The 18,335-nt window shown below is 71.5% G+C and carries 15 protein-coding genes and 1 other RNA gene; 2 read left to right on the top strand and 14 right to left on the bottom strand.

Going from position 1 to position 18,335, the window contains the following annotated elements; genetic code table 11:
- Window positions 1-68 precede the first annotated feature (68 nt).
- The 8 genes from J7E88_RS16920 to J7E88_RS16885 all read right to left on the bottom strand — a co-directional run bounded on the left by J7E88_RS16920 (window position 69) and on the right by J7E88_RS16885 (window position 11,472).
- Complete coding sequence (locus J7E88_RS16920; RefSeq protein WP_215181843.1) at window positions 69-1,502, bottom strand: NAD-dependent malic enzyme; 1,434 nt, start codon at window positions 1,500-1,502, stop codon at window positions 69-71.
- Between the two features lie 373 nt (window positions 1,503-1,875).
- Complete coding sequence (locus tag J7E88_RS16915; protein ID WP_215181841.1) at window positions 1,876-4,224, bottom strand: UvrD-helicase domain-containing protein; 2,349 nt, start codon at window positions 4,222-4,224, stop codon at window positions 1,876-1,878.
- Window positions 4,225-4,442: 218 nt separating this feature from the next.
- Entirely contained in the window at window positions 4,443-5,258 is an 816-nt protein-coding gene (locus J7E88_RS16910) for an anti-sigma factor (protein ID WP_215181839.1), read from the bottom strand.
- Window positions 5,255-5,842 (bottom strand): sigma-70 family RNA polymerase sigma factor, encoded by a 588-nt coding sequence (locus J7E88_RS16905; protein ID WP_215181837.1) that lies wholly within the window; start codon window positions 5,840-5,842, stop codon window positions 5,255-5,257. Before J7E88_RS16905 ends, J7E88_RS16910 begins: the two co-directional genes overlap by 4 nt.
- 133 nt (window positions 5,843-5,975) lie before the next feature.
- Window positions 5,976-6,575 carry an ABATE domain-containing protein gene (locus tag J7E88_RS16900; RefSeq protein WP_215181835.1) on the bottom strand — a complete coding sequence of 200 codons (600 nt, stop codon included), beginning with the start codon at window positions 6,573-6,575 and terminating at the stop codon, window positions 5,976-5,978.
- Between the two features lie 1,084 nt (window positions 6,576-7,659).
- The gene (locus J7E88_RS16895) at window positions 7,660-8,805 is read right to left on the bottom strand and encodes a uroporphyrinogen-III synthase (protein ID WP_215181833.1); all 1,146 of its coding nucleotides are present in this window, start codon (window positions 8,803-8,805) and stop codon (window positions 7,660-7,662) included.
- 130 nt (window positions 8,806-8,935) lie between these two features.
- Window positions 8,936-10,288, bottom strand: coding sequence for a NarK/NasA family nitrate transporter (locus tag J7E88_RS16890; protein ID WP_215181831.1), 1,353 nt, complete (start codon window positions 10,286-10,288; stop codon window positions 8,936-8,938).
- 212 nt (window positions 10,289-10,500) lie between these two features.
- Window positions 10,501-11,472, bottom strand: coding sequence for a LysR family transcriptional regulator (locus J7E88_RS16885; protein ID WP_308307518.1), 972 nt, complete (start codon window positions 11,470-11,472; stop codon window positions 10,501-10,503).
- A 94-nt stretch (window positions 11,473-11,566) separates the two neighbouring features.
- Here J7E88_RS16885 and J7E88_RS16880 point away from each other — a divergent pair, with 94 nt between their 5' ends.
- Complete coding sequence (locus J7E88_RS16880) at window positions 11,567-12,856, top strand: MFS transporter (RefSeq protein ID WP_251022757.1); 1,290 nt, start codon at window positions 11,567-11,569, stop codon at window positions 12,854-12,856.
- Between the two features lie 63 nt (window positions 12,857-12,919).
- On the opposite strand, the gene ssrA is transcribed toward J7E88_RS16880, so the two are convergent.
- The 5 genes from ssrA to ftsE form a co-directional block, all read right to left on the bottom strand.
- Window positions 12,920-13,306, bottom strand: a transfer-messenger RNA (tmRNA) gene (ssrA, locus tag J7E88_RS16875).
- Between the two features lie 155 nt (window positions 13,307-13,461).
- Window positions 13,462-13,941 (bottom strand): SsrA-binding protein SmpB, encoded by a 480-nt coding sequence (smpB, locus tag J7E88_RS16870; protein WP_215181827.1) that lies wholly within the window; start codon window positions 13,939-13,941, stop codon window positions 13,462-13,464.
- Window positions 13,942-13,959: 18 nt separating this feature from the next.
- Entirely contained in the window at window positions 13,960-15,114 is a 1,155-nt protein-coding gene (locus J7E88_RS16865; RefSeq protein WP_215181825.1) for a S41 family peptidase, read from the bottom strand.
- Between the two features lie 67 nt (window positions 15,115-15,181).
- Window positions 15,182-16,099, bottom strand: a complete 918-nt coding sequence (ftsX, locus tag J7E88_RS16860) for a permease-like cell division protein FtsX (protein ID WP_215181823.1) — start codon at window positions 16,097-16,099, stop codon at window positions 15,182-15,184.
- Window positions 16,100-16,131: 32 nt separating this feature from the next.
- Complete coding sequence (gene ftsE / locus J7E88_RS16855) at window positions 16,132-16,821, bottom strand: cell division ATP-binding protein FtsE (protein ID WP_147986701.1); 690 nt, start codon at window positions 16,819-16,821, stop codon at window positions 16,132-16,134.
- A 249-nt stretch (window positions 16,822-17,070) separates the two neighbouring features.
- On the opposite strand from ftsE, the gene J7E88_RS16850 reads away from it, so the two are divergent.
- Window positions 17,071-17,265 (top strand): hypothetical protein, encoded by a 195-nt coding sequence (locus tag J7E88_RS16850; protein ID WP_215181821.1) that lies wholly within the window; start codon window positions 17,071-17,073, stop codon window positions 17,263-17,265.
- Window positions 17,266-17,349: 84 nt separating this feature from the next.
- On the opposite strand, the gene J7E88_RS16845 is transcribed toward J7E88_RS16850, so the two are convergent.
- Window positions 17,350-18,273: an LPXTG cell wall anchor domain-containing protein gene (locus J7E88_RS16845; protein ID WP_215181819.1), complete on the bottom strand. Its 924-nt coding sequence runs from the start codon at window positions 18,271-18,273 to the stop codon at window positions 17,350-17,352.
- Between the last annotated feature and the right edge of the window lie 62 nt (window positions 18,274-18,335).

Here is an 18,335-nt window from a genome sequence, read left to right as displayed (position 1 = left end):
GCCGCGGGCTCATGGTCCGCCACCCTAAAGGGGGGTTTGGGGCCCCGCGACCCGCGACGCGCCGTATGTCAGGCAGACGTGGGGCCCGTCACAGCCGCGACCGCCGCTTTCGCCGCGTCGCGTACGGCGCCTGCGACGGCGCCGGCGACCTTGTCGTTGAAGACGGACGGGATGATGTAGTTGGGGTTGAGCTCGTCCTCGGTGACGACGTCCGCGAGGGCGGTGGCGGCGGCGAGCATCATCTCGGTGTTGACGGTGTGGGACTGGGCGTCCAGCAGGCCGCGGAACACACCGGGGAAGACCAGGACGTTGTTGATCTGGTTGGGGAAGTCGGAGCGGCCGGTGGCCACAACTGCCGCTGTCTGGCGGGCGATTGCGGGGTCGACCTCGGGGTCGGGGTTCGCGAGCGCGAAGACGATGGCGCCGTCGGCCATGGCCGCGACGTCCTGGGCGCCGAGCAGGTTGGGGGCGGAGACGCCGATGAAGACGTCGGCGCCGACGACCGCTTCCTTGAGGGTGCCGGTGACGCCCTCGGGGTTGGTGTTGTCGGCGATCCAGCGCAGCGGGGAGTCGGACGTGGCGTCCACCAGGTCCTCGCGGCCCGCGTGCACGACACCGTGGATGTCGGCCACGACGGCGTGCTTGACGCCCGCCGCGATCAGCAGTTTGAGGATGGCCGTGCCGGCGGCGCCCGCACCGGACATGACGACCCGCACGTCGCCGACGGACTTGCCCACCACGCGCAGGGCGTTGGTCAGGGCGGCGAGGACGACGATGGCGGTGCCGTGCTGGTCGTCGTGGAAGACGGGGATGTCCAGGGCCTCGCGCAGCCGAGCCTCGATCTCGAAGCAGCGGGGGGCGGAGATGTCCTCCAGGTTGATGCCGGCGAAGCCGGGGGCGATCGCCTTGACGATCTCGACGATCGCGTCGCTGTCCTGGGTGTCCAGGCAGATCGGCCAGGCGTCGATGCCGGCGAACCGCTTGAACAGCGCCGCCTTGCCCTCCATCACCGGCAGCGCGGCCTTGGGGCCGATGTTGCCGAGGCCGAGGACGGCGGAGCCGTCGGTCACGACCGCAACGGAGTTGCGCTTGATGGTCAGGCGGCGGGCGTCCTCGGGGTTCTCCGCGATGGCCATGCACACGCGGGCCACCCCGGGCGTGTAGATCATCGAGAGGTCGTCACGGTTGCGGATGGGATGCTTGGACGCCATCTCGATCTTGCCGCCGAGGTGCATCAGGAACGTACGGTCGGAGACCTTGCCGAGGACGACACCCTCGATCTTGCGCAGTTCCTCGACGATCTCGTCGGCGTGGGCGGTGGAGGTGGCGGCGATCGTGACGTCGATCCGCAGCTTCTCGTGGCCGGAGGCGGTCACGTCCAGGCCGGTCACGGAGCCGCCGGAGGATTCCACGGCCGTGGTGAGCTGGGAGACCGCGGTTCCGCTCGCGGGCACCTCCAGCCGGACCGTCATCGAGTACGAGACGCTGGGCGCCGTTGCCATGACCGGGTTCCTCTGCTTTCCCTAGCTTCGATGCTGCGCGGCAGCGGGGCCGAGGCCCGGCAGCGCCCTCCGATGGTGACACCTACCTGCCGGTAGCAGGTAATGCGGTCATTTAGTTTTCGGAAACTCTTTTCCACCATACGAGAAGCGGTTCGGAAACAGAAGAGGCCCGGAGCACCGATACGGTGCTCCGGGCCTCTTCCATGCCGTTCCCATGTCGTTCAAGTGGCACCGACCCGCCATGCTCGCCTCGCGGCAAGTGGTCGCTCGTAGCGACGAAGGTTGGGCCCGGGGGCTTGGATCGAGCCGGTGCCACAACCAGGCTAACGCACCACCCGGGCAAGTGATTCCCCTACCGCGTGTTGACTCGCCGTCAGTCCCGCAGCAGGTCCGGCACACCCTTCCCGTCCGGCTTGTCACGGCGGTCCGAGACGACCGTGAGCTGCTGCGTCGCACGGGTCAGGGCCACGTACAGCACCCGCAGTCCGGCCGGGGACTCCTCCCCCGGGCCTTCGTCCCGGGAGGGGGCCCCGACGATCTCCGCAGGCGAGACCAACACCGTCGCGTCGTACTCCAGTCCCTTGGCCTCCAGCGAGCCCAGGGCCACCACGCGTTCCCCGAGGCCCGCGAGCCAGCGGGCCGCCTGCTCGCGGCGGTTCATGGCGACGACCACGCCGACCGTGCCCTCCACCTGCGCCAGCAGTCGCTCGGCCTCGGCCCGCACGGTCGTGGCCAGGTCGCCGCCGTCGGGGACGACGGCGAACCGCGGCCGGACGCCCGTCGAGCGGACCGCCGCGGGAGACCGCATGCCGGGCATCGCCAGGGCGAGCACCTTGGCCGCGACCTCGGCGATCTCGGCCGGGTTGCGATAGTTCACGGTCAGCTCGAAGCTGCGCCGCGGGCGGCTGCCCAGCGCCTCGTCACGGGCCTCGGCCGCCTCGTCCGGGGACGACCAGGACGACTGGGCCGGGTCGCCGACGACCGTCCAGGTCGCGTGCCTGCCGCGGCGGCCGACCATCCGCCACTGCATGGGCGTGAGGTCCTGCGCCTCGTCGACGATCACGTGCGCGTACTCGGTCCGCTCGGCAGCCAGCCGCTCCGCCCGCTCGCGCTGCGACTCCTCGCGCTGCGGCATCAGCTCCTCCAGCCCGGTGAGCTGGTCCAGCGGGTCGAGCTCGCGCTTCCTGCGGGGCCGGGCGGGCGTGCCGAGCAGGGTGCCGAGCTCGTCCAGGAGCGCCACGTCGTGCACGGACAGGGCGTCGCGGCGCAGGGAACGGGCGAGCCTGCGCACCTCCCCCGGTGTGAGCACCCGGCGGGCCCAGCGCCCGAGCCGCCTCTCGTCCGCCATCGCCGCCAGCACCCCGCGCGGGGTCAGCTCCGGCCACCAGGCGTCCAGGAACGCGATGAAGCTGTCCTCGCCGGCGACGTCCTCGTCGAAGGACGAGCGCAGCTCGGCCGCCAGCTCCGGGTCGTCGTGCCGGGAGGCGCTGCCGGACTTGGCGTACAGGGCGTCCAGCAGCAGCCGGCGTGCGCGGGGGCGCAGCAGGTTGACGGGGGTGGTGCCGCCGAGCGCGTTGTTGCGGATGCGCTGGAGCTCGTCGGCCTCCAGCTCCAGGCGCCGCCCGAAGGCGACGACCCGCAGCCGGGTGGGCGTCCCGCTCTCCTCGCCGAAGGCGAGCTGACCTCCCCGGGGCGCCGGAGGCTGCTCCAGGGCGCCGCGTGCGGCCTTGCGCAGCACCTTCAGCATCCGGGAGGAGCCCTTGACGCGCGCCACGGCGGGTTCGTCGTACGCCGTCGCCTCCACGCCGTCCACGAGCGAGCCGAGGGCGCGGATGGCGACCTGCCCCTCCTCGCCCAGCGAGGGCAGCACGCCCTCGGTGTAGGCGACCAGCAGCGGGGTCGGGGAGACGATCAGGATGCCGCCCGCGTAGCGGCGCCGGTCCTGGTAGAGCAGATACGCGGCCCGGTGCAGGGCCACCGCCGTCTTGCCCGTGCCCGGACCGCCCTCGACGTAGGTGACGGAGGCGGCGGGCGCGCGGATCACCAGGTCCTGTTCGGCCTGGATGGAGGCGACGATGTCGCGCATGGTGTGGCTGCGGGCCTGCCCGAGGGCGGCCATCAGCGCGCCGTCGCCGACGACGGGCAGCGTCTCGCCGCCGAGGGTGGCGGTCAGCTCGGGGCGCATCAGGTCGTCCTCGACGCCGAGGACCTTGCGCCCCTTGGAGCGGATGACCCGCCGGCGCACCACACGGCCCGGGTCGACGGGCGTGGAGCGGTAGAAGGGCGCGGCGGCGGGGGCGCGCCAGTCGATGACCAGCGGGGCGTAGTCGGAGTCGAGGACGCCCATGCGGCCGATGTGGAGCGTCTCGCCGATGTCGGCCGTGTTGTCGGGCCGTACGGCGTCGTCGGCGGGCTCGACGGAGGTGTACGCACCGTCGGGGCCCTTCTGGCCGTCCTTGCCGTTCAACAGGTCGATCCGGCCGAAGAGGAAGTCCTCGAACTCGTTGTTGAGCCGGTTCAGGTGCACGCCGGCGCGGAAGACCTGGGCGTCCCGTTCGGCGAGCGCGCCGGGGGTGCCGACCTGGCCCCGCTTCGCGGCGTCGTTCATCAGGAACTCCGCCTCGTGGATCTTCTCCTCGAGACGGCGGTACACCCGGTCGAGGTGGACCTGCTCGATCGCGATCTCACGGTCCCGCACCGAGTCGGCTGCGGAGCCGATCACGGGGTCGACAACGGAATCGACGCGATCGACGGAATCAACCGATTCAGCGGCATCCTGCGCGGCCACCGAGGCCCCCTATCTGACGTGCACTGGGCAGCCGTCAACCGTACGCCAAGGGGGGCGGACATTGCACCTGTCCGGGCCGTGCCCGGGACAGCGGTATGTCCCGGGCGTCCGCCGGGCGGGCCAGGGGGTCGGTGGATCAGAGCAGGACACCCCTAGGCATCGACCTCGACCAGGCGCCTGCCGTCGAAGGTGCGCACCTCGAAGTGGTCGATGTCGTTGCGGTCCATCGACGCCCCGCCGTGCACGTACAGCGGGTTCTTGGCCGCCTTGTCCGGGCTGTCGGGGATGCCGTAGCCCCACTTCGGGACGGCCCAGGACGTCACGACCTCCTGCTCGCCGGTCTTGGAGACGGCGATCAGGTTGCACTTCAGAGGGCCCTTGACGTTCTTCAACTCCAGGACGGTGTGGGTGCCCCAGCCCTTGCGCTCCATGCCGACGACCGCGCTGACCTTGGTCGTCGCATCCGTGGCCTGCACCTTCTCCTGCATGTGGTTGAAGAAGGCGTCCTCGGCGGGGCTGGTCGGGTGCGGTTCGACGGCCTGGTTCCCGGTGGTGTCGTCGGCCGTGACGACGACCGCGACGGCCGGACCGCCGATGATCAGCGCGGCGGCTGCCGCGAGGAGGTACATCCCGCGCCGGCGCTTGGCGGCGCGGCCGGCCGCCACCTCGTTGAGCAGCCCGTCGAGCACGCGGGGGCTCGGTGAGGTGGGCACGACGGGGACGGGCCGCGGCGGCGGGAAGCCGGTGCGGCCCGGCATGCCGGGCAAGCTGTGCACGTTCTGCGGCGCGGGCGCCTCGGCCAGCATGGCCAGCATCGGCTCCATCCCCGAGAACTCCTCGAGGCGGGCGGCGCAGATGTCGCAGCCGGCCAGATGCGCCTCGAAGGCGGAGGCGTCCGCGTCGTCGAGCACGCCGAGCACGTACGCGCCGACGGCGTCGTGTACGGACTCCTTCTCGTACCTGGTCATGCCGAGACCCCCCTCTCCTCCAGAGCGAGCTTCATGGAACGGAGCGCGTAGAACACTCGGGACCGCACGGTCCCACTGGGTATGCCGAGCGTTTCGGCCGCCTCATTGACCGTACGCCCCTTGAAATACGTCTCGACAAGGACTTCCCTGTGGGCGGGCGTCAAATCGTCGAGCGCATCCGAGAGCGTCATCAGCCACAACGCCTTGTCGATCTCGTCCTCCGCGGGCATGACCTCCAGCGGCGACGGATCGACCTCCTGCGGCCGGGCCTGCCGGCTGCGGTGACCGTCGATGACGATGCGCCGGGCGACCGTCACCAGCCAGGGTCGGACAGAGCCGGTCGCCCGGTTGAGCTGGCCGGCGTTCTTCCAGGCACGGATGAGCGTCTCCTGCACGACATCCTCGGCGCGCTGGCGGTCGCCGGCGACGAGACGCAGTACATAGGCGAGCAACGGTCCTGCGTGGTCGCGGTAGAGGGCCCGCATCAACTCCTCGTCGGGGACGGAGGCGTCGATGCGTGGTTTCTCGCTGCGATGGCGGGCCCGTTGCGGACGGTCATCGGCCACGGCGGCATCCTTGCGCACCTGAACCTCCCGGTCGAGACCCTGTTTTTCACGGCTGCTGCCAGGCGGACCTCGCGGACGCGACCTGGTCCCCCTTCACTACGGGGGCCGCGGAAGGATCACTCAACACGCGGAGAAAAAAATTCAAGATCTTTTATGAATGGGCCGCTGCCCTTCGCCGATGCCGCGCCACCCGCTCCCGGTTGCCGCACACCTCGCTGGAGCACCAGCGCCGCCGCCGGCCGCGGGAGGTGTCCAGATAGACGCGGGCGCAGCTGTCGCCCTCGCAGCGGCGAAGCCGGGAGCGGGCCACGGGGTCGGTGAGCAGATCGACGGCGTCGCGGGCGACGGCGGCGAGCAGCGCGTCGCGCGCCGGCGCGGTGCTCAACGCCCGTACGAGCGTGCCGTTCTCGTCCCGTACGGCCCGTATGCCGGGCGGCGGCCCTTCGGCGAGGTCGTTGAGCGTCTCCAACTCCGGTCCCGCGGCCCGCCCTTCCAGGGCGGCAGCCACCAACTGGGCAATGGACTGGCGCAGTTCGACGAACCCGGCGACCCATACGGCGTCGACGGCGCCCAGCCGCGTCCCGGCGGGCACGAGCCCGGCGCCCACCAGCCAGCAGGCCAGCCTCCCCGGCCCGGCGAGCGGCTCACCACAGGTGCCTGCCCTGTCCGCCTGCGGTGCCGTGGCCACGAGATCCAGGCAGACGCGCCCGGAGTCGAACCGCCAATCGTACGAGCCCGTGCCCGCCACCATGTGCCTGCCACCGCCTCGGAGTCCACGACCGCCGCTCCCCACCAGAGTGCCCGCCCGCGCGACCCCCCGAAAGCCCGCGTCTCCCTCTGGAGTTGAACAGGCCGGCACGCAGGCGCTGGTACCCGGCCGGATCCGGCGCTCCCACCTGCGCGTGCCGCCGGCCCCTCGCGCCCCGTGGAGGGCCGGCCACCCAGCCCGCACGCCGGCGACGGCTCCAGCCCCGCCGGCGTTCGAGGCGTGGGGTGAGGGGCGGAGCCCCGCAGGCCGAGCCGATCGCGTCACCCCGACCGGGCTGCCCCGCGGACCGGCCGGATGCAGCGCCCCTCCCTCACCGCGCCCTGGCCGGGCAACCTCGCGGATCCGACCGGACCCAGCCCCGACGCGTGACCCCGGCACGAACTCAGCGCCGCCGGCGATCGAGGCCGGGGTTCGGGGCAGAGCCCGCGAGACCGCCGCACCCCTGATGCGACCGAAGCAAGCGCCACGCCGGGTGGAAACCGAGGGCCGGCCGCGCCGCGTGGCGGAACGGCTCCTGTCCCATGCCCGCGGGCCGGGTCTCCCCCCGCCTACGCCCGCGAGCCGACCCGGCAGCGCCCGCCGCGGACCGGCCGGATCACCGCGCTCTGTGGAGGGCCACCTGCCCGCAACCCGCCGCCTCCACGCGCCCCCGACCGGCTCAGGCCTCGTCGGCGATCGAGGCGTGAGGTGAGGGGCGGAGCCCCGCGGCCCGAGCCGATCGCCTCGCCCCGGCCAGCCGGATCACCGCGCCCTGGCCGGGCAACCTCGCGGATCCGACCGGATCCGGCCCCACGACGCGCGGGCCCGGGACACGAGTCAGCCCCGCCGGCGACCGGGGCACTGGATCAGGAACGCAGAGCCGCGAGACCCGCTCCCCGTCTGCCCACGCCCGCGGGCCGGGTCTCCCCCCGCCTACGCCCGCGAGCCGACCCGGCAGCGCCCGCCGCGGACCGGCCGGATCACCGCGCGCCGGGCGGCACAGCGCGCCCCGGGCCCACCGGCCCCGCCGGCGATCGAGGCGCTGGGTCCGGGGCGGAGCCCCGCGAGACCGCCGCGCCCCCTGGCCTCACGTGTCCGCGTACTTCGTGTCCGCCGACGGGTCCAGGGCCAGGCGGTAGCCACGCTTGACCACCGTCTGGATGAGTTTGGGTGCGCCGAGTGCCGTGCGCAGGCGTGCCATTGCCGTCTCGACGGCATGTTCGTCCTTGCCCGTGCCCGGCAGCACCCGCAGCAGGTCGGCCCGGGAGACGACCCAGCCGGGCCGCACCGTGAGCGCGCGCAGCAGTGCCATTCCGGCGGGCGGCACGGGGCGCAGCTCCTCGTCGATCAGGACCGCGTGGCCGCGGATCTCGACGCGGCGGCCGGAGACGGGCAGCGTGCGCGCGCGGGCGGGCAGTTCGGCGCCGAGGAGCTGGACGAGCGGGCCGAGCCGGAAGCGTTCGGGCTGGACGGTGGTCACCCCGGCGGCCTGGAGCGGCAGCGCGGTGACAGGGCCCACGCACGCCGCGAGGACGTCGTGGTCGAAGGCCTCCAGCAGCCGGCCCAGCAGTCCGCGGCTCTCCGCGCGGGAGAGCAGGGAGGCCGCGGCGGGCGCGCTGGTGAAGGTCACGGCGTCCAGGCCGCGGGCGATCGTCGCGTCGAGGAGCCGGTCGAGCGGGGCGAGGTCCTCGGGCTCCATCCATCGGTAGACGGGGACGAGCACGACGTCGGCGCCCGCGGCCCGCAGCGACTCGACGAATCCGGGCAGCGGTTCCCCGTGCAGCTGGAGTGCGATCCGGCGGCCCGCGACGCCCTCGGCCAGCAGCCGGTCGAGGACCTCCGCCATGGACTCGGACGCGGGGGACCACTCCTCGGTGAGCCCGGCAGCGCGGATCGCGCCCTTCACCTTCGGGCCACGTGCGAGCAGCTCGACGCCGCGCAGCCGGGCGAGCAGGTCCTCGCCGAAGCCCCAGCCGTCGGCGGCCTCGACCCAGCCGCGGAAGCCGATGGCGGTCGTGGCGACGACCACGTCGGGCGCCTGGTCGATGAGTTCCTTGGTGGCGGCGAGCAGCTCCGCGTCGTCGGCGAGCGGAACGATGCGCAGCGCCGGGGCGTGCACGACGGCCGCGCCCCGCCGTCGCAGCAGGGCGCCGAGCTCGTCGGCGCGGCGTGCGGCGGTGACGCCGACGGTGAAGCCCGCGAGCGGGCCGGGAGGTTGGCCGTGGTCGTGCATCTCGGTCGTCCCTACTGGATGTGCCCCTGGATGTACCCCATTGGACTGCTGAACTGGCGGCCGAGCCTGTCAAAGGCGCGTGACAGGCCCGGATCGCTCAGATTTCGTGGTTGTTACACCCGTGGCCGGTTCACACCTTGGCGTAGGCCGGCTCGGCCTCCGTCTCCGTCGCCGCGGTGCGCGCGGGGACGACGACGGGCCGGCGAAGGTATACCGCCCAGGTCACGGCGAGGCACACCGCGTAGAAGGCGAGGAAGGCGACGAAGGCGCCGGTGCCGGTGCCCGCGGTCTGGAAGGACTGGCGGAAGGCGAGGTTGATGGCGAGGCCGCCGAGCGCGCCCACGGCTCCGATGAGCCCCATGGAGGCGCCGGACAGCCGGCGCCCGTAGGCGGCCGCGGCCTCGCCGGTCATGCCCATCGCCAGCGCCTTGTTCTGGAAGATGCCGGGGATCATCTTGTACGTCGAGCCGTTGCCGAGGCCGCTCAGGACGAACAGGGCGATGAAACCGACGAGGAAGACCTCCAGGGACTCCTGGACGGACGCGGCGACCACGGCACCGGTCGCGGCGGCCATGCCGGCGAAGTTCCACAGGGTGATGCGGGCACCGCCGAAGCGGTCGGCGAGCGCTCCGCCGACGGGCCGGATGAGCGAGCCGAGGAGCGGGCCGATGAAGGTGAGCGACGCGGCCTGCAGCGGGGTCCGCCCGAACTGGGTCTGGAGCACGAGCCCGAAGGCGAAGCTGTAGCCGATGAACGAGCCGAAGGTGCCGATGTAGAGGAAGGCCATGATCCAGGTGTGCGGGTCCTTGGCGGCGTCCTTCGCGGCCCCGGTGTCGTTCTTGACCGGTGCCAGGTTGTCCATCCACAGGGCCGCGCAGACGGCGGCGACCACGATGAACGGCAGGTAGATGCCGAGCACGAGGCGGGGGTGGGCCGCGCCCGCGGTGCCGATGATCAGCAGCGAGACGAGCTGGATGACGGGGACACCGATGTTGCCGCCGCCCGCGTTGAGACCCAGCGCCCACCCCTTCTTCCGCAGCGGGAAGAAGGCGTTGATGTTGGTCATCGACGAGGCGAAGTTGCCGCCGCCGACGCCGGTGAGGGCGGCGACCGCGATGAACGTGCCGTACGAGGTGCCGGGCTCCATCACCATGTAGGCCGCGCCCGTCGGCAGGAGCAGCAGCAGTGCGCTGAAGATCGTCCAGTTGCGTCCGCCGAACCGGGCGACGGCAAAGGTGTACGGCACCCGGATCACGGCCCCGACGACCGTCGCGGTGGCGATCAGGAAGAACTTCCCGGCCGGGTCGACGCCGTATTCGGGTCCCATGAACAGGACCATCACGGACCACAGGCTCCAAATGGAGAACCCGATGTGTTCACTGAGTACGGAGAAGAGGAGATTGCGCCGAGCGATCCGCTCCCCCTTCGTCTGCCAGAAGGTCTCGTCCTCGGGGTCCCACTGTTCGATCCACCGGCCTGCCATCGCGTGCCTCCACCTGGGTCTGGTCCTGGACCAGACGTTATGGACGGCGCGTTTCAGGCCGGTGCCGCGAGGTGACCGGTGCGAAACCTTGCTCTCACGTCCGCCGGCCCGGCTCGGTGAGGCCGCCGCCGTGGCCCGAGGGCTGCGGTGGGCACGGCGTCGCCGGACGGCCGGCTCCGGAGCCGGTGGTCCCGGCACGCCGGACGGCGGGCTCAGGAGGCCGCACCCATCAGGGACGCGTCCCGCTCGGGCAGCCAGGCGGCGGGATCCCGCTCCAGCCAGCCCCCCTGCGCGGCGAGCTCTGCCGCGGCCCGGCGCAGCGCGTCCAGACCGGGGTGGTGCAGCCCCTTGCGCCACACCAGGGAGAGCGGCGACAGCGGTACGGGATCGGCGAGCGGCCGCCGTACGGTGCCGGGCAGCGCGGCGAAGTCGACGACGACGAGCACCGGGTTGCCGAACTTCTCCATCACCCGCCGGAACTCCTCCTCGCCCACAGCCAGCGGCGCGGGCGGCGCGACGGTGATGCCCCGCCCGGCGAACAGCCGGCGCGCCAGGTCGGTCCACTCCGGTGTCCGGGGGTTGCCGTCACCGGCGTAGACGGTCTCGCCGGCCAGCGCGCTCAGCGGGACGCGCTCCAGCGCGGTGAGCGGATGGCGCTCGGGCAGCAGGACCGCCATAGGCTCCAGCCGTACGGGCTGCTGGGCCAGCTGCGCCCGTACGGAGGGCTCGAGTCCGGCGTAGCGCCCGAAGGACACGTCGAGCCGGCCGGCCACGATCTCCGCCGCGGCGTGGGTGAGTCCGCTCTCGTAGCGGGCCATCAGCTCGCAGTCCGGTGCGAGCTCGCGGGCGCGGGCGAGGACGCGTGCGGAGGTCATGGTGGGGCCCGGGCTGTTGAGATCGACCAGCAGCGGGCGGGCGGCTCCGGTGGCGGCGGCGAGCAGCTCGTCCTGGGCGGCGAGCACCCGCCGGGCGTACGGCAGCAGACGCTCGCCGTCCAGGGTGAGCGTCACCTGGCGGGTGGTCCGTACGAAGAGCTCGGTGCCCAGTTCCCGTTCGAGTCGCCGGACGTCACGGCTGAGCGCCTGCTGGGCGATGTAGAGCCGGGCGGCGGCGCGGGTGAAGTGGAGCTCTTGGGCGACGGCGGCGAAGGCGCGCAGCAGGCGGGGTTCCAGGTCTCGGGACACGCTGCATTGAACAACACTTTCCACAACACAGGTGCGTGAATAGCCGTCGATCAGGTGTTGGACGGGCCACGACACCGGCCGTGAGGGTGGAGGCATGCCGCAGTCCTCCCGGCCGTACCAGGCCGTTCGCCCTTCCCTGCCCGCTTCCCCGCCCGCGATCACGCCCGGGGCGCCCGCGTTCGTGCCCCGGTTCGACGACGGTCCCGGGCGCGTCCGGCGACGCAGACCGCCGGGGCCCTACCGGCGGCTGTTCGCCACCCCGGGCGCTCGCGCCTTCACGGCCGGAACCCTGATCGCCCGGCTGCCCATGGGCATGTTCAGCGTCAGCGCCGTCATCATGATCGCCGGCTCGCGCGGGTCGTACGCCCTCGCCGGCGCCGTCACCGCGACCGGGCTCGCCGCCACCGCGCTGGTCGCGCCGTGGACTGCGCGGCTCGTCGACCGGTACGGGCAAGCCCGTGTCGCCGTGCCCGCCACCGCGCTCGCCGTGCTCGGCTCGCTCGCCCTGCTGCTGTGCGTACGCCTCGACGCCCCCGACTGGACGCTCTTCGCCGCCTACGCGGCGACCGCCACCACGCCCAACACCGGGGGCATGTCCCGGGCCCGGTGGGCGCACCTGCACCGTGGCGACGCGGCCGCCCTGCACACGGCGAACTCCTTCGAGCAGGCGGCCGACGAGCTCTGCTTCATGCTCGGCCCCGTCCTCGCGGCGTTCCTGTGCGCGGCGCTTTTCCCGGAGGCGGGCACGCTGATCGGCGCGATCCTGCTGCTCGGCGGCGTCCTCGTCTTCGTCGCCCAGCGTTCCACCGAGCCGCCCGCCGCCCCGCGCGCCTTCGCGGTCTCGCCGCTGCGCGCCGCCGGCATGCCCGCCCTCCTCGCCGTCTTCCTGGTCACGGGTGCGGTCTTCGGCGCCATGGAGGTCGTCACGCTCGCCTTCGTCGACGGTCCGGCCGCCGGGGCGGTGCTCGCTCTCCAGGCCGGGGGCTCGTGCGCCGCCGGCCTGGTGTACGGCCGGGTCGGGCGGAGCGCCGGGCTGGTGACCACGCTCACCGCGATGACCGTCCTGATGTCCCTCCCGCTGCTGGCCGCCGCGGGCACCGGCTCCGTCCTCGCCGTGGCGGGCGCCCTCCTGCTCGCCGGCATGGCGACGGCGCCGACGATGGTGACTGGGATGACCACGGTCCAGCGTCTGACCCCGCCGGGCCAGAGCAACGAGGGCATGACCCTGGCCGTCACCGCGCTGCTCGGGGGCATCGCGGCGGGCGCGGCGAGCGGCGGCTGGGTGGTGGAGCACATGAGCCCGGCGACCGGGTACGCCGTCCCGGTGTGCGCGGCGGCGGCGGCACTGGCGGTGGCGGGCATGACGAAGGCCCGGCAGCCGTAGCTGCCGGGCCTTGTCCACATGGGATGCGGGGATCCGGAGGCGTCACACCTCCGGGATCTCCATCGGTGGAGATGGCGGGAATCGAACCCGCGTCCAACGGTGCAGAACCAGGGCTTCTCCGAGTGCAGTTCGCTGCGTTTTTCTCGGCCCCGGAGATCACGCGAACAAGTCTCCGACGGGCTCAGTCACTGTTTGATTTCCCTCCGTACCCCGTGACCGGGTTCAGAGGTTTAGTTCCCTAGTCGATGCCAGGATCCGGGTCGGGAACAGCCCCGGGCTGACACTCCGCAGAGTCTTCGCTAGCTGCTAATTAGGCAGCGAGGGCGAAGGCGGAGGAATCGCGCTTAGAAGTGGCGATTATTGTTTGCGACATATGGTTTACGAGATCATTGCCGCTTCCTCGACTCGCTTCCCCTGCTTCGACATCCGCTGTCGAAACCGATCATCCCCATGTTGATTTATCAAGGTGGCGCACACCCCGTCTCCGGGGTGCAGGTGCCATCGTACGTGAACAGCGCACGAGGGTGCCAGCCTATTCCCGCCGGTCGCCCGGTGGCCTGTCGCCGGTCGCCCGGCAGCCGGTCGGGGCGGTCGGATGCGGCGGGTCAGGCCCGCTGGCGCCGCTTCGCCGCCGAGACCGCCCGGTCCGTCTCGCGCCGGTCCTGCTTCTCCCGCAGCGTCTGCCGCTTGTCGTACTCCTTCTTGCCCTTCGCCAGCGCGATCTCGACCTTGGCCCGGCCGTCCTTGAAGTACAGGACGAGGGGCACGATCGTGTGACCCGTCTCCTGGGACTTCGACTCCAGCTTGTCGATCTCCGCCCGGTGCATCAGCAGCTTGCGCTTGCGCCGCGCGCTGTGGTTGGTCCACGTGCCCTGGCTGTACTCGGGGACGTGCACATTGTGCAGCCAGGCCTCGTGCCCGTCGATCTGGACGAAGCCGTCCACCAGCGAGGCCCGCCCCTGGCGCAGCGACTTCACCTCGGTCCCCATCAGCACGAGACCGCACTCGTAGGTGTCGAGGATGTGGTAGTCGTGCCGCGCCTTCTTGTTCTGCGCGATCAGCTTGCGCCCTTTTTCCTTTGCCATAGTGCAGTCATTTTCGCACTACGAGGCCCCCCTGAGGCCACTCAATACCGACTGCGCACGCTGCTCGGCCCCCTCACTGGCCGTGAGGTCGGGCGTGATGCCCCGGCCGTCGACGCTGTGACCCGCCGGAGTGCGGTAATGGCCCACCGTGAGCTCGGCCACCGAGCCGTCGGGAAGCCGGCTCGGCATCTGCACCGACCCCTTGCCGAAGGTGCGCGAGCCGACGGTGATCGCCCTGCCGCGGTCCTTCAGCGCGCCCGTGACCAGCTCCGCGGCGCTCATCGTGCCCGCGTCGACCAGCGCGACGAGGGGCCGGTCGGTGTCGCCGCCGCCCTCCGCGTAGAGCGCCTGCTGCTCGCCGCGCACGTCGTACGTGGCGACCAGGCCACCGTCGAGGAAGGCGGACGCGGCCGTGACGGCCTCGGAGACCAGGCCGCCCGCATTGCCCCGCAGGTCCAGGAGGACGCCCGCGCCCTCGGGGGCTCGGCGCACCGCGTCCCGCACCCGCGCGCCCGAGCCCTTGGTGAACGAGGCCACCTTGATCACTACGGTGCCCTCGCCGAGGTGGCGGACGGTGACGGTCTCGGTGGTCAGCAGGGTGCGGGTCAGGGTCTCGGTCCAGCGCCGGCCGCCCCGCTCCAGTCCGAGGACGACGTCCGTGCCGTCAGCCCCGCGCAGCAGTGCCACGACGTCGGTGACCGGACGCCGGGCCACCTCCTGCCCGTCCACGGTCCGCAGCCGGTCGCCGGGCCGGATTCCGGCCCGGTCCGCGGGGCCGCCCTTCTGGACCTCGGCGACCTCCGTGCGGCCGCCGCTGCGCCGGGTCCGCAGGCCCACGCCGGTGTACTCGCCGTCGAGGGCGTTCTCGAACTCCTCGTACTCCTCGCTGTCGTACACCGCGCTCCAGCGGTCGCCGCTGCGGCTGACGAACTGCTCCGCCGCCTCGGTACCCGACTTGCCGTCCGCTATCGCCTCGGCGGCGGCCCGGGCGACCGCGTCGCGGTCCACGGCCTGGGCCACCGCACGGACGGAGAGTCTGCGCGACGTCTCGTGCTCCTCGCTCGGCAGACCGCCGGTGGCGGCGGCGGTGGCAAGGACGGCTCCGAAGACCAAGGTCAGGGCTGCCCCGCGGCGGATGCCGTGGGGCCGGGGACTGAACTCGGGGTCCGACATGGCGTCGAGTCTAGGACAAGCGAAAGGCGCCGTACGGCTGTTGACCGTACGGCGCCCAGGGCGCTTGTCACACCTTGAGATACTTGCGCAATGCGATGAAAGCCGCCACGGCGGGCATCAGCAGACCGATCACCAGGATCAGGGGCAGCATGGCGAACACCGAGTCCCAGCCGATGAAGTTGACCAACTGCATCTTGTCGGCGAGCGCCAGACCGTTGTCGATCAGAAAGTAACGGCCGACGAGCAGCATCACGCAGGCGACCGCGCCGCCCAGTGCACCGGCGACCGCGGCCTCCATGATGAACGGCGTCTGGATGTAGAAGCTGGAGGCTCCCACCAGGCGCATGATGCCGGTTTCACGCCGACGGCTGAACGCGGAGACACGCACGGTGTTGACGATCAGCATCATCGCGATCACCAGCATGAGGCCCATCACGCACAGCGCGGCGATACGCATGCCGTTCATCAGGTCGAAGAGGTTCTGCAGGATGTTGCGCTGGTCCTGGACGGACTGCACCCCGTCCCGCCCCGCGAAGGCGGTCGCGACCACCTTGTACTTCTCGGGGTCGTGCAGCTTGACCCGGAACGACTCCTGCATCTGGTCCGGAGTGATCGTGGAGGCGATGGGAGTGTCGCCGTACTGCTCCTTGTAGTGCTTGTACGCCTGCTCCGCCGTCTCGTGGTCGACGGTGTCGACGACGTCCATCTTCTTCAGATCGGACTGGATCTGTTCCTTCTGCGCACTGGTGACGGCGCCCTTGGCGCACTGCGGTGAGGTGGCCGCGTCGTTCTTGTTGCACAGGAAGATGGAGACGTTGACCTTGTCGTACCAGAAGTCCTTCATGGTGTTGACCTGTTCGCGCATGAGCAGCGCGCCGCCGAACAGGGCGAGGGACAGGGCGACGGAGACGATGACGGCGAACGTCATCGTGAGGTTGCGACGGAGACCGACACCGATCTCCGACATGACGAACTGGGCGCGCATGGCGTGCTTTCAGCCTTTCAGTCTGTCCGGGCTCAGTGCTGGTAGCCGTAGACGCCGCGTGCCTGGTCGCGTACGAGACGGCCCTTCTCGAGCTCGATGACGCGCTTGCGCATCTGGTCGACGATGTTCTGGTCGTGTGTCGCCATCACCACGGTCGTACCGGTGCGGTTGATCCGGTCGAGCAGCTTCATGATGCCGACCGACGTCTGCGGGTCGAGGTTTCCGGTCGGCTCGTCGGCGATCAGCAGCATCGGGCGGTTGACGAAGGCACGGGCGATCGCCACGCGCTGCTGCTCACCACCGGAGAGCTCACCGGGCATCCGGTCCTCCTTGCCGCCGAGTCCGACGAGGTCGAGGACCTGAGGCACGGCCTTGCGGATCTCACCGCGCGGCTTTCCGATGACCTCCTGGGCGAACGCCACGTTCTCCGCGACGGTCTTGTTGGGCAGGAGGCGGAAGTCCTGGAAGACGGTGCCCAGCTGGCGCCGCATGTGCGGCACTTTCCAGTTGGACAGGCGCGCCAGGTCCTTGCCGAGGACATGGACCATGCCCTGGCTGGCGCGCTCCTCTCGAAGGAGGAGCCGCAGGAACGTGGACTTGCCGGAACCGGACGACCCCACGAGGAAGACGAACTCGCCCTTCTCGATTTCGAGGGAGACGTCGCGCAGGGCAGGTCGGTTCTGCTTGGGATAGCTCTTGGAGACGTTGTCGAATCGGATCACGGGTGCACCACGGTCGGCCGGGAGTAGGTGAGCGCGACCTTACGCGAACCGGCCCGGCCCGCGCAGTCACCGCCCTGACATGTCTGTTATGTCGGGTTACGGATCGGGTGTAATCCGGCGGGGCGCGCCGAAAAGCGCGCGAGCTGGCACAGTGGTAGGGGAACAGCGGCGTTTCCCAGTGCGTTGTCGGGAGAGAAATGTGCTGACGGTCCGCGCCTGCGGCTCCGGTGCGCGGGAGGAGGAAAGCGCATGACCTACGACCGATTGGTGTGCGCCAACTGCGCGGCACCCGTTGCAGAGGGCCGCTGCCCGGTCTGCCGGGCCAATCGCGAGCGTCTCCAGCAGGAGGGCCCCTTCGGTGGCGTGAGCCCCGTGATGCTGCTGGCGCTGCTGGTGGCTCTGATAGCGACGGTGGCGATGCTGGCGGCCTACAGGACCGCGTAGCTCCTCCCCGAGGACACAGAAGGGCCCGGGTGCTCGGCACCCGGGCCCTTCATTGCGCTATGCGCTCGTTACGTTGCGTGTCGCTCAGACAGCAGCGCGTCCGCCACCGACGAGGCGCGGCAGCATACGGAAGCCGATGCCACCGGCGATCATCGTCGCGGCGCCCAGCAGCAGGAACGTGGTCTCGGCGGCGCCGGTCTCGGCCAGCTCCTCCTTGGCCTTGCCCTGCTCGGCCGGCTGCGAGCCGGCACTGTCGGTGTCGGTGCCACCGGTCACCGGGGCGTCACCGTCGATCACGCCGCCGTTCGGGTCGGTGTCGTTGCCACCGGTGCCGCCGCCGTTCTCGTTGCCACCGTCGGTGCCACCGTTCTGGTTGCCACCGTTCTCGTTGCCGCCGTCGGTACCACCGTTCTGGTTACCGCCGTCAGCACCACCGTCGGCACCGCCGTCAGCACCGCCGTCCGCGCCACCATCGGCACCGCCGTCAGCACCACCGTCAGCGCCGCCGTCCGCGCCACCATCGGCACCACCGTCCGCGCCACCATCGGCACCACCGTCAGCACCGCCATCGGCACCACCGTCAGCGCCACCATCGGCACCACCGTCAGCACCGCCGATCAGGCCACCGATGACGCCGCCGTCAGCACCGCCATCGGCACCACCGTCAGCGCCACCATCAGCACCGCCGTCAGCGCCACCATCGGCACCACCATCGGCACCACCGTCAGCGCCACCATCAGCACCGCCATCGGCGCCACCATCGGCACCACCATCGGCACCGCCGTCAGCGCCACCATCGGCACCGCCGTCGCCGCCGCCGCTCTGGCAGAGCGTCGGGTCGATCTCGCAGTCGTCGTTGATGCCGGCCTGGACCTCGACACCGCCGACCTCGGCCGAGGCGCCGAAGTCGAAGGCCTGTGCCGCACCCGCGGCGGTCAGCGACGCACCAGCGGCGATCACCGCGCCCGCGGCTATGCGCGCGACACGAACCCGCGTCTTGTTCGTCATATGTTTGCTACCCCCAGTAGCTCATCGTCATCAGGACAGCGTCCGTGGCAGCCGGACCAGGG

It is taken from the genome of Streptomyces sp. ISL-10 (assembly GCF_018614575.1).
Taxonomy (GTDB): domain Bacteria; phylum Actinomycetota; class Actinomycetes; order Streptomycetales; family Streptomycetaceae; genus Streptomyces.
This window is presented reverse-complemented; position numbering and strand designations above follow the sequence as displayed.

Bases quoted from the DNA above. Each gene is read 5' to 3' on its own strand.
- J7E88_RS16920 (WP_215181843.1), bottom strand. From the start codon at position 1,502: ATGGCAACGGCGCCCAGCGTCTCGTACTCGATGACGGTCCGGCTGGAG.
- J7E88_RS16910 (WP_215181839.1), bottom strand. From the start codon at position 5,258: ATGACCAGGTACGAGAAGGAGTCCGTACACGACGCCGTCGGCGCGTAC.
- J7E88_RS16900 (WP_215181835.1), bottom strand. From the start codon at position 6,575: ATGGTGGCGGGCACGGGCTCGTACGATTGGCGGTTCGACTCCGGGCGC.
- J7E88_RS16895 (WP_215181833.1), bottom strand. From the start codon at position 8,805: ATGCACGACCACGGCCAACCTCCCGGCCCGCTCGCGGGCTTCACCGTC.
- J7E88_RS16890 (WP_215181831.1), bottom strand. From the start codon at position 10,288: ATGGCAGGCCGGTGGATCGAACAGTGGGACCCCGAGGACGAGACCTTC.
- J7E88_RS16880 (WP_251022757.1), top strand. From the start codon at position 11,567: ATGCCGCAGTCCTCCCGGCCGTACCAGGCCGTTCGCCCTTCCCTGCCC.
- smpB (WP_215181827.1), bottom strand. From the start codon at position 13,941: ATGGCAAAGGAAAAAGGGCGCAAGCTGATCGCGCAGAACAAGAAGGCG.
- J7E88_RS16865 (WP_215181825.1), bottom strand. From the start codon at position 15,114: ATGTCGGACCCCGAGTTCAGTCCCCGGCCCCACGGCATCCGCCGCGGG.
- ftsX (WP_215181823.1), bottom strand. From the start codon at position 16,099: ATGCGCGCCCAGTTCGTCATGTCGGAGATCGGTGTCGGTCTCCGTCGC.
- J7E88_RS16850 (WP_215181821.1), top strand. From the start codon at position 17,071: ATGACCTACGACCGATTGGTGTGCGCCAACTGCGCGGCACCCGTTGCA.
- J7E88_RS16845 (WP_215181819.1), bottom strand. From the start codon at position 18,273: ATGACGAACAAGACGCGGGTTCGTGTCGCGCGCATAGCCGCGGGCGCG.